Genomic DNA, 16,301 nt, shown 5'->3' with positions numbered 1-16,301 from the left:
GGTCGGCATATGTTATTAGAAACATTACAGGGGATTCTTGGTGAATCGGGATTTGCAGCATTACAGTGGCAAAATGTGGTAATGTTTATCGTATCCTTCATTCTTATTTATCTAGCGATTAAAAAAGAATTTGAACCACTATTACTTCTACCAATTGCCTTTGGTATGCTTTTAAGAAACTTACCAATGACAGGCTTAATGGAAGTAGCAGACCCATGGCAAAGCTCTGGTGTTCTAGCAATTATGTATAATGGTGTTAAGTCTAACTTATTCCCATGTCTAATCTTCATGGGTGTAGGAGCAATGACTGACTTTGGACCACTTATTGCAAATCCTATTTCACTTATATTAGGATCAGCAGCGCAATTTGGTATTTATGTTGCCTTTATAGTAGCTGTTAAGCTTGGATTTACTGGACCAGAAGCAGCATCAATTGCTATTATCGGTGGAGCAGATGGACCAACAGCTATCTTTACAACATCACAACTAGCACCACACCTACTAGCACCAATTGCAGTAGCAGCTTATTCATACATGGCGCTTATCCCTATGATTCAACCGCCAATCATGAAGGCACTTACTACTGAAAAAGAAAGAAAAACAGTTATGACATCACTAAGAAAAGTAACTAAACTAGAAAAAATAATTTTCCCAGTTGTAGTAGTACTTTTCACATCACTACTTCTTCCAGACGTAGCACCACTTCTTGGTATGCTAATGCTTGGTAACCTATTTAAGGAATCAGGAGTAGTTGCAAGATTATCCGACACTGTACAAAATGCTCTTATGAACATTGTTACTATCATGCTTGGTGTAACAGTTGGGGCAACAGCAGACGGAACAACTTTCCTACAACCAGCAACAATTAAGATTATTGCTCTAGGACTTATGGCATTTTGCTTTGCAACAGCAGGCGGTGTTGTATTTGGAAAAATTTTATATATTGTAACTGGTGGAAAAATCAATCCACTAATTGGATCAGCTGGTGTATCAGCAGTACCAATGGCAGCGCGTGTTTCACAAGTTGAAGGTAGAAAATACAATCCTACTAACTTCTTACTAATGCACGCAATGGGACCTAACGTTGCGGGAGTTATTGGCTCAGCCGTAGCAGCAGGTGTATTCTTAATTCTATTTAGTCATTAATTCATTCAGCTCCATAGTGAGCTGAATATTTATGCAATCAAGTTATATATGGAACAATAAGGAGGTTTTAACTTGAGTAAAGTAATGAATCTTAAAGACGCCATAGCAAAATATGTTGAAAATGGCGATGTAATATCTCTTGGGGGATTTACAACAAACAGAAAGCCTTACGCAGCAGTAAACGAAATCTTACGTCAAGGACAAAAAGATTTTATCGTTGAAGCAGGACCTGCAGGGGGAGACTGGGACACACTAATTGGAGCTGGCAGAGTAAAAGCATACATAAATTGCTACACTGCTAACTCAGGATATACAAACGTATCAAGAAGATTTAGAGCAGCAGTTGAAAAGGGAGAACTTCTAATGGAAGACTACTCTCAAGACGTTGAAATGCAAAGAATTCACGCAGCTGCACTTGGCCTTCCATACCTACCAGTTAGACTTATGATGGGTTCAAGTTTAGTTGACGAATGGGGAATTTCTAAAGAAGAAAGACAAAAAATCGACAAACTTCCAGATGACAAATTCATCTATGTTGAAAACCCATTCAAAAAAGGCGAAAAATTAGTTGCAGCACCAGTTCCAGAAATTGATACTGCAATCATTCACGTACAAATGGCTTCTCCAGATGGAACTACAAGAATTCTTGGAAACACATTCCACGATGTTGACATTGCAATTGCAGCAAGAAAAGTTATCGTAACTTGCGAAGAACTTGTAAGTGACGAATACATTAAGAATTTCGACGCTGACGAAAACAAGATTCCAGGATTCTGTGTTGACGCTGTAGTTCACGCACCATTTGGAGCTCACCCTTCACAATGTTACAAATACTACGACTACGATGCTGATTTCTACAAGATGTACAATGTTAAATCAAAGACAGAAGAAGATTTCAATGCATTCTTAGACGAATGGGTGTACGGAGTTGAAGATCACGATGCATACCTTAACAAACTAGGTGCTACTAGATTAATTGGACTTAAGGATGTTCCAGGATTTGGATACGCAACAGACGTACTAAAGAAGGGAGAAGAAAAATAATGGCTAGATACGATAACTATACTAATAAGGAAATGCAAGCAGTTACAATTGCAAGACAAATTAAAGATGGTCAAATCGCAATTGTAGGTACAGGACTACCACTAATTGGTGCTTCTCTTGCAAAGGCAGTTTATGCTCCTCACTGCTATCTAATTGTAGAATCAGGACTAATGGACTGTGACCCAATCGAAGTTCCAAGATCAGTTGGTGACAACAGATTCATGGCACACTGTGGTGTTCACTGGACAAACGCAACATACGTTGGATTCCAAGCTAACGAATGGAGACACGACAAGAAGAGAATGATCGCATTTATCGGTGGAGCTCAAATCGACCCATACGGAAATGTTAACTCTACAGTAATCGGTGACTACCACCACCCTAAGACAAGATTCACAGGATCTGGTGGAGCTAACGGTATTGCAACTTATGTAAATACAATTATCATGATGCAACACGAAAAGAGAAGATTTATAGAAAAAGTTGACTATATCACTTCTCCAGGTTGGATCGATGGCCCTGGTGGAAGAACTAGAGTAGGTATTCCTGAAAATGTTGGACCACAAATGGTTGTAACTGACAAGGGTATCTTAAAGTTCGATGAAGATACTAAGAGAATGTATCTTGCTGGATACTATCCATCTTCATCTCCAGAAGATGTAATCGAAAACACTGGATTTGACATTGACGTATCTCGTGCAGTTGAACTTGAAGCACCAGACGAAAATGTAATCAGACTTATTAGAGAAGAAATAGACCCAGGCGAAGCTTTCATAAAGAAGCCTGTTGAAGAATAATATAGGAGGACAAATGGCTCAATATTCACTTGCTTCATATTTCCAAAATATGAAGACAATTGGTAATCCTTTAAAAGCAGTAGATGAAGAAAACTTCAAACAACTTAGAGAAATTGAAGAAGAAATCCAAGAATTTGCTCAAAAGGCTCTTGCTGCTGGTAAACCAGATGAAAAAGTAAACGAACGTGGCGAAATGACAGCACTTCAAAGAATTGCTGAACTTATCGATGAAGGCACATGGTGCCCACTAAATACAATTTACAATCCTGGTGAAAATGATCACGGAACTACAGGTATCGTAAAAGGTCTTGCTAAAGTTGACGACAGATGGGTTTACATTGTTGCCAGCGATAACAAGAAACTTGCAGGTGCTTGGATTGCAGGACAAGCTGATGACCTTCTTAGAGCATCAGATACTGCTGAAAGACTTAGAATTCCACTAGTTTATATCCTAAACTGTTCTGGTGTTAAGCTTGACGAACAAGAAAAAGTTTATCCAAACAGACGTGGTGGCGGTACTCCATTCTACAGAAACTCTAGACTTAACCAATGTGGAGTTCCTGTAATTGTTGGTATCTATGGTACTAACCCAGCAGGTGGTGGATACCACTCAATTTCACCTACAATTATTATTGCTCACAAAGATGCAAACATGGCTGTTGGTGGAGCTGGAATCCTTGGCGGTATGAATCCAAAGGGATACATCGACGAAGAAGGAGCTAACCAAATTGCAGATCAAACTGCAAATGCTAAGAAAACAACTCCTCCAGGATCAGTTGGCGTTCACTTCGCTCAAACTGGTTTCATGAGAGAATGTTACGTTGAAGAAGAAGGCGTTCTTGAAGGAATTAGAAAGTACCTTTCAATGCTTCCAAAATTCCAAAGAGAATTCTTTAGAGTAGACGATCCAAAGAATCCACTATACGATCCTAACGACATGTACTCAATAATTCCACAAAATGGTAAAAAGGCATATGACGTTTATGACGTAATTTCAAGACTATTTGATGGTTCTGAATTTATGGAATACAAAAAAGGATACGGAAGAGAAATGGTAACTGGACTTGCAAAAGTTAACGGACTTTTAGTTGGTGTTGTAGCTAACGTTCAAGGTCTATTAATGGGCTACCCAGAATACTACAATGATCCAAAACACATCTCTATCGGTGGAAAACTTTATAGACAAGGTCTAATAAAGATGAATGAATTCGTAACACTTTGTGCTAGAGACAGACTTCCTATCATCTGGCTACAAGATACTACTGGTATTGATGTAGGTGATGATGCAGAAAAGGCTGAATTACTAGGACTTGGTCAATCACTTATTTATTCAATCCAAAACTCTGACCTTCCACAAATGGAAATTACAATGAGAAAGGGTACTGCAGCAGCTCACTATGTACTTGGTGGACCTCAAGGAAATGACACTAACGCATTCTCACTTGGTTCTGCAGCAACTGAAATCAACGTAATGAATGGAGAAACAGCAGCAACAGCAATGTACTCTAGAAGACTTGCTAAGGATAAAAAAGCTGGAAAAGATCTTCAACCTACAATTGACAAGATGAACGATTTGATTCAAGACTATGCTGAAAAATCAAAACCATTCTCTTGTGCTAAGTATGGTCTAGTAGACGAAATAGTAAACATGAATCTATGGAGAAACTATATCATTGCTTTCACTGAAAGTGCTTACCAAGATCCAAAATCTATTTGTCCAGTTCACCAAATGCTTACTCCAAGAATCATTAGAGACTACGATAGACTAAATAACATTAAATAATATAAAAAATATGACAATTTATTGGATAATCTCAAAAGGATTATCCAATATTTTTGCATATGACCACATACCTTACTATAAGTAAATAATAATATTTTAAACTTTTAAATAGTAAAGTCTCAAGTCCATGAAAGCCTGATATTTTCAACCTCTTAGCTACTAGGTTTTTTGACAAAGATACATAAGTATAGTAGAATTAAGAAGAGTAAGATATTAATGTTAAATAAAGAGGAGATTGTATGGCAGAAGCTATTTATACAATGGGCGTCGATATTGGTTCGACAGCCTCAAAGAGTATTATTTTAAAAGATGGCAAGGAGATTATTTCAAGCTCTTGTATAGATGTAGGAGCTGGAACTAGTGGTCCATCAAGAACTATAAAAGAAACTCTAGAAAATGCAAACCTGACAAGAGAAGATATTTCCTATATTTTAGCTACTGGATACGGAAGAACTTCACTAGAAGAAGCTGACTTCCAAATGTCTGAACTTTCTTGTCACGCTAAGGGCGCATACTTCTTATTCCCAAATGTTCGCACAATCATTGATATTGGTGGACAAGATGCCAAGGCTCTAAAAATTGGAGACAATGGTATGCTTGAAAACTTCGTTATGAATGACAAGTGTGCAGCTGGAACTGGAAGATTCCTAGATGTTATCGCAAAGGTTCTTGAAGTAGATGTTTCTAAACTAGAAGAGTTAGACAAACTGTCAACTAAAGACGTTAGTATTTCTTCTACTTGTACAGTTTTCGCCGAATCAGAAGTTATTTCGCAACTGGCAAGTGGAACGAAGATTGAAGATATAGTTAAGGGGATTCACAAATCAATCGCCGCAAGAGTTGGTTCTCTTGCAAAGAGGGTTGGTTTAAATGATGACATAATATTCACAGGTGGTGTTGCTCTAAACAAGGGTATGGTAAGAGCCCTTGAAGAAAACACAGGTCACAAGATCTACACTTCACCTTTATGTCAACTAAATGGTGCTCTTGGTGCAGCGCTATTTGGATATCAAAAATGTAAATTAGAAAAATTAAAAGAAAAAAAGGCTAATGCATAATTTATTTTAGGAGGTAAACTATGGCTGAAAAAATTCAAAAAATACCTGGTAAAAAACCAAGACCAATCGAAGGAAACATTCCTGCAGCTCAAGCGCTAAGAAATGTAGTAGATAGAGTTTACGGAGCAGCATGGGATGCTAAAAAAAGAGGAGAACTAGTTGGATGGTCATCATCCAAATTCCCTATTGAGCTTGCAAAGGCATTTGGACTACATGCTGTATATCCAGAAAACCACGCAGCTACAACTGCAGCTAAAAAAGACGGTTTAAGACTTTGTCAAACAGCTGAAGATATGGGATACGACAACGATATTTGTGGTTACGCAAGGATTTCACTTGCTTACGCAGCTGGAGAACCAACTGACTCTAGAAAGATGCCACAACCAGACTTCGTACTTTGCTGTAACAACATCTGTAACATGATGACTAAATGGTATGAAAACATTGCAAGAATGCACGACATTCCAATGATCATGATTGACATTCCATTCCAAAACACAGTTGACGTACCTGAAGAAAAAGTTGATTACTTAATGGGCCAATTCGAATATGCTATTCACCAACTTGAAAAACTTACTGGTAAGAAGTTTGATGAAAAGAAATTCGAAGAAGCTTGTAAAATTGCAAACAGAACTGCTGCTGCATGGTTAAAGGCTTGTTCATACATGGCTTACGAACCATCTCCACTTTCTGGATTTGACCTATTTAACCACATGGCAGATATTGTTGCTGCAAGATGTGAAATTGATGCAGCTGAAGGCTTTGAACTTCTAGCAGCTGAATACGAACAATCAGTTAAGGAAGGAACTTCTACTTGGGAATACCCAGAAGAACACAGAATCCTATTTGAAGGTATTCCTTGCTGGCCAGGACTTAGACACTTATTTGAACCACTAAAACAAAATGGAGTTAACGTAACTGCAGTAGTATATGCACCTGCTTTTGGTTTCCAATACACAACTGTTAGAGAAATGGCTGCAGCTTACTGTAAGGCACCTTGTTCAGTATGTATCGAAGATGGTGTTGAATGGAGAGAAACAATGGCTAAAGAAAACGGAGTTTCTGGAGCACTTGTTAACTACAACAGATCATGTAAACCATGGTCAGGAGCAATGCCTGAAATCGAAAGAAGATGGAGAGAAGACCTTGATATTCCAGTAGTTCACTTTGACGGTGACCAAGCTGACGAAAGAAACTTCTCTGAAGAACAATACAAGACAAGAGTTCAAGGTTTAGTTGAAATTATGAACGAAAGAAAGGCAGATAGAATCGCTAAGGGCGAAGATATCTACACTAACTTCGAAAACACTAAAGAAACTGACTGGTCTAAGACTACAATTTAATAGGGGTGCAAAATGACTGATATAAAAGAATTATTAAAAGAATTTAAACATATAGCAGAAAACGGAAGAGAACAAATCGACAAGTACCTTGCAGAAGGTAAAAAAGTAGTTGGTGTTTTCCCTTACTACGCACCTGAAGAAATCATCTATGCAGGTGGACTTGTACCTTACGGAGTTTGGGGAGGACAAGGACCTATTGATAAGGCTAAAGAATATTTCCCAACATTCTACTATTCACTAGCACTTAGATGTTTAGAAATGGGTCTTGACGGATCTCTTGATGGACTTAGCGCATCAATGATAACAACACTTGATGATACACTAAGACCATTCTCTCAAAACTACAAAGTTTCTGTTGGTAGAAAGATTCCTATGGTATTCTTAAACCATGCACAACACAGAAAAGAAGAATTTGGTAAAAAATACAACGCTACAATCTTCAAACAAGCTGCTGAAAGACTTGAAGAAATTTGTGACGTTAAGATTACTGACGAAAACCTTAAGAAGGCTTGCGAAGTTTACAACGAAAACAGAGCTCTTAAGAGAGAATTTGTTAAACTATGTGGAGACTATTCACAAACAATTAAGGCATCAGACAGAAGTAACGTTCTTAAGGCATCACACCACATGCTAAAAGACGAACACAACAAGATGTTAAAAGAACTTATTGAAGCACTTAAGGCTATGCCAAAAGAAGAATGCAAGGGACCAAGAGTAGTAACTTCTGGTGTTATCACTGATAACCCTGCACTTCTTCAAGTACTTGACGACTTCAACATCTGTGTAGTTGCAGACGACGTTGCAAGTGAATCAAGAGGATTCAAGGTTGATGTTGATACTTCAATCGAAGATCCATACATGGCACTTGCTGACCAATTCGCAAGAATGGACGAAGATCCAATTCTTTACGACCCAGATATTTGGAAGAGACCAAAATATGTTGTTGACCTAGCAGTTGATAACGATGCTGATGGTTGTCTAGTATTCATGATGACATTCAACGATACAGAAGAAATGGAATATCCATCATTAAAACAAGCTTACGAAAAAGCTGGTATTCCACTAATCAAACTTGGTTATGACCAACAAATGACTGACTTCGGTCAAGCTAAGACTCAACTTGAAACATTTGAAGAAATGGTTCAACTTAATAGAATGTAATAAAATAAAATTTTAAGGCGTCGAGAGATCGGCGTCTTTTTTGTTTGCCTTTCTTGTGTGAAAATATTTTTGAGAATGGAAACTTTAGGAGTTAATAATTGTTGAAAATATTAAATTATTAATTCCAAAGCCACAAAAAGTTAATGATTAGTAAAGTCATAATTAGCTAGGCATTTGTAAAATGTAAGAAGTCAAGAATTCGTAAAACTATTATGAAAAAATTTCTATAGGGAATAAATTAGTTGCAAAATTTTAAAAAGCTGTGGGAAGTATCAAAATAAAACTTTAAAGACAGTGGGACAAGTATTAAGGAAGAATGTTTAATGAGATAGGGAAAAATAATAAGATTAAGCTTTAAAGACACCGGTCAAAACTTATTGATAAAAACTTTATAGTCTTTCATTGTAAAAGGCGGCCTATATGATAAAATTAAATTAAAATAATTTGAGGAGTTAGTATGAAAGGGTCCACTAGAGATTATAAGATAGATTTAATAAAATTCATTGCTATAATAGCAACTATTGCCATCCACGTCCTTGCACCTGGATCAGCCTACGACATGGACACTATGACATGGAAATATTTTTTATTTGCGGGATCCTTCTTTAGGTTTTGCGTTCCAGCCTTCTGCATGGCAAGTGGTTATCTTCTCTACACAAGAGGCGAGATATCTTATGAGAAAGTTGCAAGACAGGTTATAAAATTTTTTATTTACTTTATTTTAGCAGAAATCTTTTACAGAACTTTGTCCTGCCTTTCAACAATTTTCCAATACCACAAGCCCCTTGACATTGGTGCCATGGTATCCGACATCTTAGATGGAAACTTTAAAAACCACCTCTACTATATTTTTATAATAATTTTTATCTATATTTTTGCTCCTCTTGGGAATTTTCTTGTGAAGAAGGAAGAGGGCCAATTAAAATATATTTTGGGAATTTGGATTATAATTTCGCTTACAATAAATTTTGCAATAACAGTCTTTAATATAAGGATTTTTAAAATCCTAAAGTTTTATGAACTTAGCGGGGCCTACAACTATGTCATGTTTGCTCTTTTGGGAGGATATTTTAAAAAGTATAAGTCCAAAATTCTTGACAGGAAAGCAGGTTTTTATTTTTTGATTTTTCTCGCATCTTATATCCTCTTGGTCTTAAGTGTAATTAAGATGAGTGGGGAAGGCTTAAACCTCTACGCCTGGGAAGGCAACAACATCTTGATCTTTGGTCTGGCCTATTCACTTTTTGCCCTATGCATGAAGGCGAAAATCGAAAGTCAAAAGCTAAAGACTTTTCTAAGGATAGTTTCTGAAAATATTTTTGTGATTTTTATAATCCATTTGGTCTTTCTGGACTTTTTGGGCAGCCGTGGGCTAACTTATGTAAACTTTGCTGGCTTAAGCAAGGTCCTAGTTAGCATCCTAGAAATTATGGGGATTTTTGTTATTTCTCTTTTAACTTCTATCATCTTGAGGTCAATAAAAAAGAAATTAAACTTGAGAATTTTATAAAAACTAAGTATAAAGAAAGTAGGTAATTATGGAAATATTAATTTTAAGGGAAGAAGATATTTTAAAGGCAGTTGACATTAAAGATATAATTGAGGCAGACAAGGAAGCCCTAAAGAGTTACAGCCAAGGAGGGTCCGACATTCCCCTAAGAACTGTAATTGACGTAGACAAGGACTCATCAAGCACTGCTATTTTTATGCCAGGCTACATCAAGGACAAGAAGGCTCTTGGCATGAAGATAATTGACATCTATCCAGGAAACATTGATAAGGGACTTGTTAGTTCTCCATCAACAATGATCTTAATTGACAAGGACAATGGATTTGTAAAGGCAATTCTCGATGGAACAATCCTAACAAGACTAAGGACTGGGGCAGTGTCAGGTGCAGCTACAGAGGTCCTAGCCAATAAGGATGCAAAATCTTTTCTATTAATAGGAACAGGCGGGCAAGCTGGGACTCAGCTTGAGGCAGTCCTTGCAGTAAGAGACATAGAAAAGTCCTATGTTTATGATGTGAACTACGAGAGGGCAGAGGCCTTTGCAAGGAAAATGGATGAAAAATTAAAAGGCTACGGGGCAAAGATACTTGCAATTAAAGAGCTTGATGAAGTCTTAGGAGATGTGGACATAATAACTACTGTTACCACTTCTAAGAAGCCTGTATTTGATGGCGCTAAGGTCAAGAAGGGTGTCCATGTAAATAGTGTGGGTTCCTACACTCCTGATATGCAGGAAACTCCTCCAGAGCTTTTGGTGAGGGCTGGCAAGATTTTCACTGATACAAATGAAGGTGTAATTGAAGAGGCAGGAGATGTTATCATCCCGATGAATGAAGGAAAAATTTCTAAAGAGAAGGTTGCTCACGAACTTGGTGACCTCCTACTTGGAAGAGAAGTGGGAAGAGAGTCCAGGGAAGAGATAACTTGGTTTAAGACTGTGGGCTTCGCAGGTCTAGACCTTGTGGCAGGTGAAAAGATTTACCAACTTGCTAAGGAAAAGGGAATAGGAACAAAAATAGAAATGTAAAATAAATTAGAAAACTGTCAGAAGTCTGACAGTTTTTTTGTTGTTTAATTTGCAATTGTAAAAATGCAATAAAAAACTGTTGCCCAAAGCAACAGTTTATAATTAATATTAAGCTTCTTTAACAACAGTGTTTTCTTCGAAAGCTCTATTGTCAAGTTTTTCCATACCAGCTGGAACTTGAACTTCATGAATGTTATTCTTTCTGAATGCATACATGTCGATTTCCTTAATGTTCTTAGGTAAGTTAACTTCTGTAAGGTTGTTCTTGTAGAAAGCACTTACACCAATGAATTCTACTGTATCAGGAAAATCAATTTCACCGATTTGGTTTAGTGAGAAAGCATTGTCACCGATAAATTCAACTTCTTCTGGTAACTTAACGTCAGTTAATTTGTTTCTGTAGAAAGCGTAAGCGTCAATCTTTTTAACTGAATCAGGAATTTCTACTTCAGTAAGGTTGTTAACACCAAAAGCTTCGTATTGGATTTCTTCTACAGTTTCAGGAATTACAACAGAGTTAAGTTTTCTTCTAAAGAAGCATTGTTCTCCAATTACTCTGATCTTAGTTCCGTCAGGTCCTTCAGTAGGCACTACCATATCAAATAATTCTTCATTTTTGATTTTGTCTTTGCCCTTTCTTGTCATTCCCTTTAAAACATCGCCGTCAAAAATAAAATCATCAAACTCCCAAGGTTTTTCCATATTATGTACGTCCTCCCCCTAATTAAAAATTTTTCTTATATATATTATAACATAAGGACCAAAAATTATAAAGGAAGCTTGTTAATTAGGCGAAGGATGAACACTTTTTATGATAAGAAAAATCTTTTTTACTAATAGTTTATTTAAAAAGATTTTTCTTACTATATATAAAAATTTATTGGCAAAAAATTATTTATCAAAAAGTCCTATAAAAAGGATTTCATAAATTTTTAAAATTTGTATTAATTAAGGGAAGTGACTAAGTTATGAAAATTTGTAGAGCTTATGGAAGTAGAAGAATAAATAATTTTAAATAGAAGAAATTAAAATTTAATGTAAAAGATAAATTATTTATTGATAAACAATAAATAATTATTGAAAAACATAAACTTAAATATTATAATAAAGAAAAAGAAAGGAGCTTATCATGAAATCTTTTAGAGTTAAATTTATTGGGGGACTTTTGATTCTTGCAATTTTTACCTTAACTTGTGGACTCTATGGAGTTTATAAATTTGCTAAGCTAGTGTCAGGAATCTACCCCATGTTTATGAATATGCAGTATCCCATGATGGTCTTGTGTCAAGCCATGGTCTTGGGACTTATACTTGCCCTAGTATTTGGACTCTTGGCATTAAAAAATTATGGGAAGGACAAAGTTTTTGAGAGGAAGACACTTTTTAACCTTCAAGTAGTGGCCCTTTCCTTTATAGGAATTTTTCTTTTATCTATCCTCGCAATAATTTACACCAACTTCAACCTCCAGGGTTCCATAACAAATCTTATTTTTATTGGGACAGGTCTTGTGTCCATGCTTGTGGGACAAATTTTTCTTCTCTTGTGCGATATGGTTAAAGAAGGCATAGACTTGAAAGAAGAAAATGATCTTACGATTTGAGGTGGACTATGGGAAAAATAATTGTTGATTTAGACGTTGAACTTGCAAAGAATAAGATGACTTTGACAGAATTGTCTGAGGAAGTTGGCATTAGTCTTTCAAACCTTTCTATCTTAAAGACAAATAAGGCTAGGGCCATAAGGTTTTCTACCCTTTCAGAAATTTGTAGGGTCTTAGACTGTCAAGTTGGAGATATTTTACGTTACGAGGGTGATGAAGATGACCGATAAAAAATTTAAAAATATTTTAATTACAATGTTCATAATTTTTCTTGCCGCTATACCACTTTTATATTTTTTGTCTGATCCAAGAGATCAGTCAGTGAAGAAAGTGGAAAATGAATTTGGCATAAGCCTTCCAAAGTCAGTGAAAAGGGAAAGAGAACTATATAAGGAGCCAAGCTTTCATGGAGACGGCGAAGCTGCAATTTTATTTTCTTTTGACAAGAAGGACCTTGGAAAAATAAAAGAAGAACTAGAGGATTATGAGATTACAGATGAAAATAGAAAATCCCAAATAGAAACTTGTTACTTACAAGTTAAAAAGAGAGGATTTGATCCTTCTCTTGATTTGAATAATAAAATTTATTTCAAAGCAACTTCAGAATATGTCTTTGCAGGAATGTATGGAAATTTTGTGGCTCTAATACTTGATGAAGATAAGGGAGAAATTTTATTTTTAGAATGGGACACTTAAAGTAAAATTGATAAAGAAAATCAATTAGAATTTTTAAAAAAGGGACTCGAAAAGAGTCTTTTTTTAATGGAAAAAATCACATAGTTTTCTCTAAGTAAAAAATTAAAAATATATACTTATGGGTTTTTAAAACAACTTTGAGGGGTATTTCTTATACGAAAGCTTTATATGACACATTAAAGTAAAGTAAGGAGTGTAATATGACTAAACCAAACATTAATTTAGATAAAAAGTATGGCCTATTTATTGGCGGAGAATTTGTTGAAAGTGAAAATGGAGAAACTTTAGATGTATTTTGTCCAGCTGATGGAGAAAAACTTGCATCAATTGCCCAAGCATCTGAAGCTGATGTAGACAAGGCAGTTAAGGCAGCTTGGGAAGGCTTCCACCAATTCAAAAAGACAAATAGATACGAAAGAGCAAAAATCTTAAACAAGATTGCTGATATTATTGATGAAAATGCTGACCACCTTGCCATGGTTGAAACTCTCGACAATGGTAAGCCAATTAGGGAAACAAGAAATGTTGATATTCCACTAGCATCTGAACACTTTAGATACTTTGCAGGAGCAATCCTAGCTGAAGAAGGAACTGCTAATGCTATTGACGAAAACACCCTATCCATAGTTCTTCGTGAACCACTTGGAGTTGTTGGTCAAATTATCCCATGGAACTTCCCATTTTTAATGGCAGCATGGAAATTATCTCCAGCCTTAGCAGCAGGGGACGCAGTTGTAATTAAACCATCTTCAACAACTTCCCTTTCACTTCTAGAACTTATGAAGTTGATAAAAGATGTAGTGCCAAAGGGAGTTATTAACGTTGTAACAGGATCTGGATCTAAGTCTGGTGAATACCTACAACACCATGAAGGACTTTCAAAACTTGCCTTCACTGGCTCAACTGAAGTTGGCTACAAGATTGCAGGAGCTGCAGCAGAAAAATTAATTCCAGCTACCCTAGAACTTGGTGGTAAGTCTGCTAACATCTTCTTTGATGACTGCGACATGGATCTTGCAATTGATGGTCTTGCTATGGGTATCTTATTTAACCAAGGACAAGTATGTTGTGCAGGTTCAAGAGTTTTTGTTCACGAAAATATCTACGATGAATTTGTTGAAAAGGCAATTGAAAAATTCAAGAAGATCAAGGTTGGTCTACCTTGGGAAGAAGACACTCAAGTTGGAGCCCAAGTTAACAGATCACAAACTGAAAAAGTTCTTGGTTATGTAGAAGTTGCAAGAAAAGAAGGAGCAACAATTGCTGTTGGTGGCGAAAAGGCTACAAAGAATGGCACAGAAAATGGTTACTTCACAATGCCAACTCTTATTACAAATGCTGACAACAACATGAAGGTTGCAAGAGAAGAAATCTTTGGACCAGTTGCAGTTGTAATTAAGTTTAAGGAGGTCGATGAAGTTATTAAGATGGCAAATGACTCAGACTATGGTCTAGCAGGAGCTGTTTGGACAAGAGACATCAACAAGGCAATAAGAGTTGCAAGAGCAATTGAAACTGGTAGAGTTTGGGTTAACACTTACAACCAACTTCCAGCAGGTGCACCTTTTGGCGGCTACAAAAAATCTGGTATTGGTAGAGAAAACCACAAGATGATGCTTGATGCTTACTCACAAGTTAAGAACATCTTCATTGATACTTCTGAAAAATCTTCAGGACTTTACTGAGAATAAATTTTATAAATAAATAGAATAATCAAAAAGAGGGCTTATAGTTTTCACTATAGCCCTTTTTTAGTGCTTAAAATTTTAAATTAAAATAATTCTAAAATTAAAAGATTTATAATTTTTCCTACATACCTGCGCTCATCTTAATGGCAATGTCTAAGAACTTAGTAATTATTAGTGCATTTGAAATATTTGAAATAAATCCACCAATTACTGGAACAACGAAGAAGGCAAGCTTAGAGAACCTATACTTGTCACAAACTGTCTTCATAGTTGTCATTGAAACTGGAACAGCACCTGTTGAGAATCCAAGGTGACCTACTGCCATAACAGCTGAGTCATAGTTCTTGCCAAGTAGTCTAAATGTTAAGAAGTAAGTGAATACTAGAACAAGAACAACTTGTGCAAGAAGAAGAACGATTAGTTGAGGTCCTAGGTCTGCAAGTTGCCATAGCTTCATACTTACAATTGACATTGAAACGAAAAGTGCAAGAGAAAAGTCTCCAACAGTATCAATTGCTTCAAGAAGTGAATCTTCAACTCTTCCTGTCTTATCAAGGAAGACTCTCACAAGAATACCACCAAGCATACAGCAAACGTGAATTGGAATGTTAGCACCAACTTTTTGTAGGCCCAAGAAAATTAATTGGCCAATACCACAAGCAAGAACCATCATATTTACAGAAGAAATCATAGTCTTCTTGTTCATCAAAACAGTTTTGGCTGTATCAACAAGAGTGTTTTGTTGATTATCTAGTTCTGGATCTTCAAATCCAAATTTCTTAACGATAAAGTTACCGTAAGGTCCGCCAATAAGTGAACCTGCAATAAGTCCAAAAGTAGCAGATGCAATGGCAACTTCCATGGCAGCAGTTTGACCAGCTTCAACAGCTATTGGTGCAAAACTTGCAGCGTTACCGTGGCCACCTGTCATTGGGATTGAGCCAGTCATCATTGAGATAAGTGGATTAACTCCCATTAGGCCACCAACTCCAAGTGCAACTGCATTTTGACAAGCTGCAAGTAGGGCAGCTAAAGCTGCAAAGATAACTACAAGCTTTCCACCTTGTTTTAAAAGTGAAAGGCTGGCTGCAGCTCCACTAGCCGCGAAGAATAGACAATAAAATAAAGTGTTAACTGTCTTAAAATCAAAGTTAGGTTCCATTATGCCTGCGTAGTATAAAATCATAGTAATAATAGATACAATAGTGCCACCAACTACGGCTGAAGGCAGACAGTACTTAACTAAAACTGGAAATTTCTTTCTCATGAAATCTCCCAGGTAAATGGCTAATACGCCAAGTAGTAGAGTTTCGAACATGCCGAACTCGATTACCATTCTTTCCATATTTTTTCCTCCTAAAAAATTTATTAATATATCAATATATTAACCATTTGATTATAAGGGATAAAGCTTATCAAGTCAAAGACTCTATCAAATTAATACACGA

The 16,301-nt window shown here is 36.3% G+C and carries 15 protein-coding genes; 13 read left to right on the top strand and 2 right to left on the bottom strand.

Going from position 1 to position 16,301, the window contains the following annotated elements; genetic code table 11:
* Positions 1-9 precede the first annotated feature (9 nt).
* The 9 genes from M9426_RS03830 (at position 10) to M9426_RS03790 (ending at position 10,869) form a co-directional block, all read left to right on the top strand.
* The gene (locus M9426_RS03830; RefSeq protein ID WP_148464766.1) at positions 10-1,146 is read left to right on the top strand and encodes a sodium ion-translocating decarboxylase subunit beta; all 1,137 of its coding nucleotides are present in this window, start codon (positions 10-12) and stop codon (positions 1,144-1,146) included.
* Positions 1,147-1,218: 72 nt separating this feature from the next.
* Complete coding sequence (gene gctA / locus M9426_RS03825) at positions 1,219-2,190, top strand: glutaconate CoA-transferase subunit A (protein WP_005957069.1); 972 nt, start codon at positions 1,219-1,221, stop codon at positions 2,188-2,190.
* Entirely contained in the window at positions 2,190-2,987 is a 798-nt protein-coding gene (gctB, locus tag M9426_RS03820) for a glutaconate CoA-transferase subunit B (protein ID WP_005957178.1), read from the top strand. The genes gctA and gctB overlap by 1 nt, the downstream gene beginning before the upstream one ends.
* Positions 2,988-3,000: 13 nt before the next feature.
* Positions 3,001-4,770: an acyl-CoA carboxylase subunit beta gene (locus M9426_RS03815; RefSeq protein ID WP_005956976.1), complete on the top strand. Its 1,770-nt coding sequence runs from the start codon at positions 3,001-3,003 to the stop codon at positions 4,768-4,770.
* 239 nt (positions 4,771-5,009) lie between these two features.
* Complete coding sequence (locus M9426_RS03810; RefSeq protein ID WP_250342506.1) at positions 5,010-5,828, top strand: acyl-CoA dehydratase activase; 819 nt, start codon at positions 5,010-5,012, stop codon at positions 5,826-5,828.
* A gap of 20 nt (positions 5,829-5,848) precedes the next feature.
* A complete protein-coding gene (locus M9426_RS03805; protein WP_148464763.1) occupies positions 5,849-7,171 on the top strand; it encodes a 2-hydroxyacyl-CoA dehydratase subunit D in 1,323 nt (440 codons plus the stop codon).
* Positions 7,172-7,183: 12 nt separating this feature from the next.
* Positions 7,184-8,332, top strand: a complete 1,149-nt coding sequence (locus tag M9426_RS03800; RefSeq protein WP_250342505.1) for a 2-hydroxyacyl-CoA dehydratase subunit D — start codon at positions 7,184-7,186, stop codon at positions 8,330-8,332.
* 457 nt (positions 8,333-8,789) lie between these two features.
* Positions 8,790-9,842 carry an acyltransferase gene (locus M9426_RS03795; RefSeq protein ID WP_250342504.1) on the top strand — a complete coding sequence of 351 codons (1,053 nt, stop codon included), beginning with the start codon at positions 8,790-8,792 and terminating at the stop codon, positions 9,840-9,842.
* 28 nt (positions 9,843-9,870) lie between these two features.
* Positions 9,871-10,869 carry an ornithine cyclodeaminase family protein gene (locus M9426_RS03790; protein WP_250342503.1) on the top strand — a complete coding sequence of 333 codons (999 nt, stop codon included), beginning with the start codon at positions 9,871-9,873 and terminating at the stop codon, positions 10,867-10,869.
* A 108-nt stretch (positions 10,870-10,977) separates the two neighbouring features.
* Here M9426_RS03790 and M9426_RS03785 read toward each other — a convergent pair whose 3' ends face one another.
* A complete protein-coding gene (locus M9426_RS03785) occupies positions 10,978-11,571 on the bottom strand; it encodes a leucine-rich repeat domain-containing protein (RefSeq protein ID WP_250342502.1) in 594 nt (197 codons plus the stop codon).
* A gap of 427 nt (positions 11,572-11,998) precedes the next feature.
* Here M9426_RS03785 and M9426_RS03780 point away from each other — a divergent pair, with 427 nt between their 5' ends.
* From M9426_RS03780 to M9426_RS03765, 4 genes are all read left to right on the top strand, one after another.
* Positions 11,999-12,469, top strand: a complete 471-nt coding sequence (locus M9426_RS03780; protein WP_250342501.1) for a DUF2975 domain-containing protein — start codon at positions 11,999-12,001, stop codon at positions 12,467-12,469.
* An 8-nt stretch (positions 12,470-12,477) separates the two neighbouring features.
* On the top strand, positions 12,478-12,699 hold the full coding sequence (locus M9426_RS03775; RefSeq protein ID WP_060799809.1) for a helix-turn-helix domain-containing protein: 222 nt from the start codon (positions 12,478-12,480) through the stop codon (positions 12,697-12,699).
* On the top strand, positions 12,689-13,165 hold the full coding sequence (locus M9426_RS03770; protein ID WP_195444809.1) for a hypothetical protein: 477 nt from the start codon (positions 12,689-12,691) through the stop codon (positions 13,163-13,165). The genes M9426_RS03775 and M9426_RS03770 overlap by 11 nt, the downstream gene beginning before the upstream one ends.
* A 200-nt stretch (positions 13,166-13,365) precedes the next feature.
* On the top strand, positions 13,366-14,850 hold the full coding sequence (locus M9426_RS03765) for an aldehyde dehydrogenase family protein (protein ID WP_250342500.1): 1,485 nt from the start codon (positions 13,366-13,368) through the stop codon (positions 14,848-14,850).
* Between the two features lie 124 nt (positions 14,851-14,974).
* Here the strand turns inward: M9426_RS03765 and M9426_RS03760 are convergent, their stop codons facing one another.
* A complete protein-coding gene (locus tag M9426_RS03760) occupies positions 14,975-16,198 on the bottom strand; it encodes a sodium/glutamate symporter (RefSeq protein ID WP_250342499.1) in 1,224 nt (407 codons plus the stop codon).
* Positions 16,199-16,301 lie beyond the last annotated feature (103 nt).

It is taken from the genome of Peptoniphilus genitalis, from assembly GCF_023614525.1.
GTDB classification, from domain to species: Bacteria; Bacillota; Clostridia; order Tissierellales; family Peptoniphilaceae; genus Peptoniphilus_A; species Peptoniphilus_A genitalis.
The sequence above is the reverse complement of the archived record's forward strand: the minus strand, read 5'-3'. Positions and strand labels throughout refer to the sequence as shown.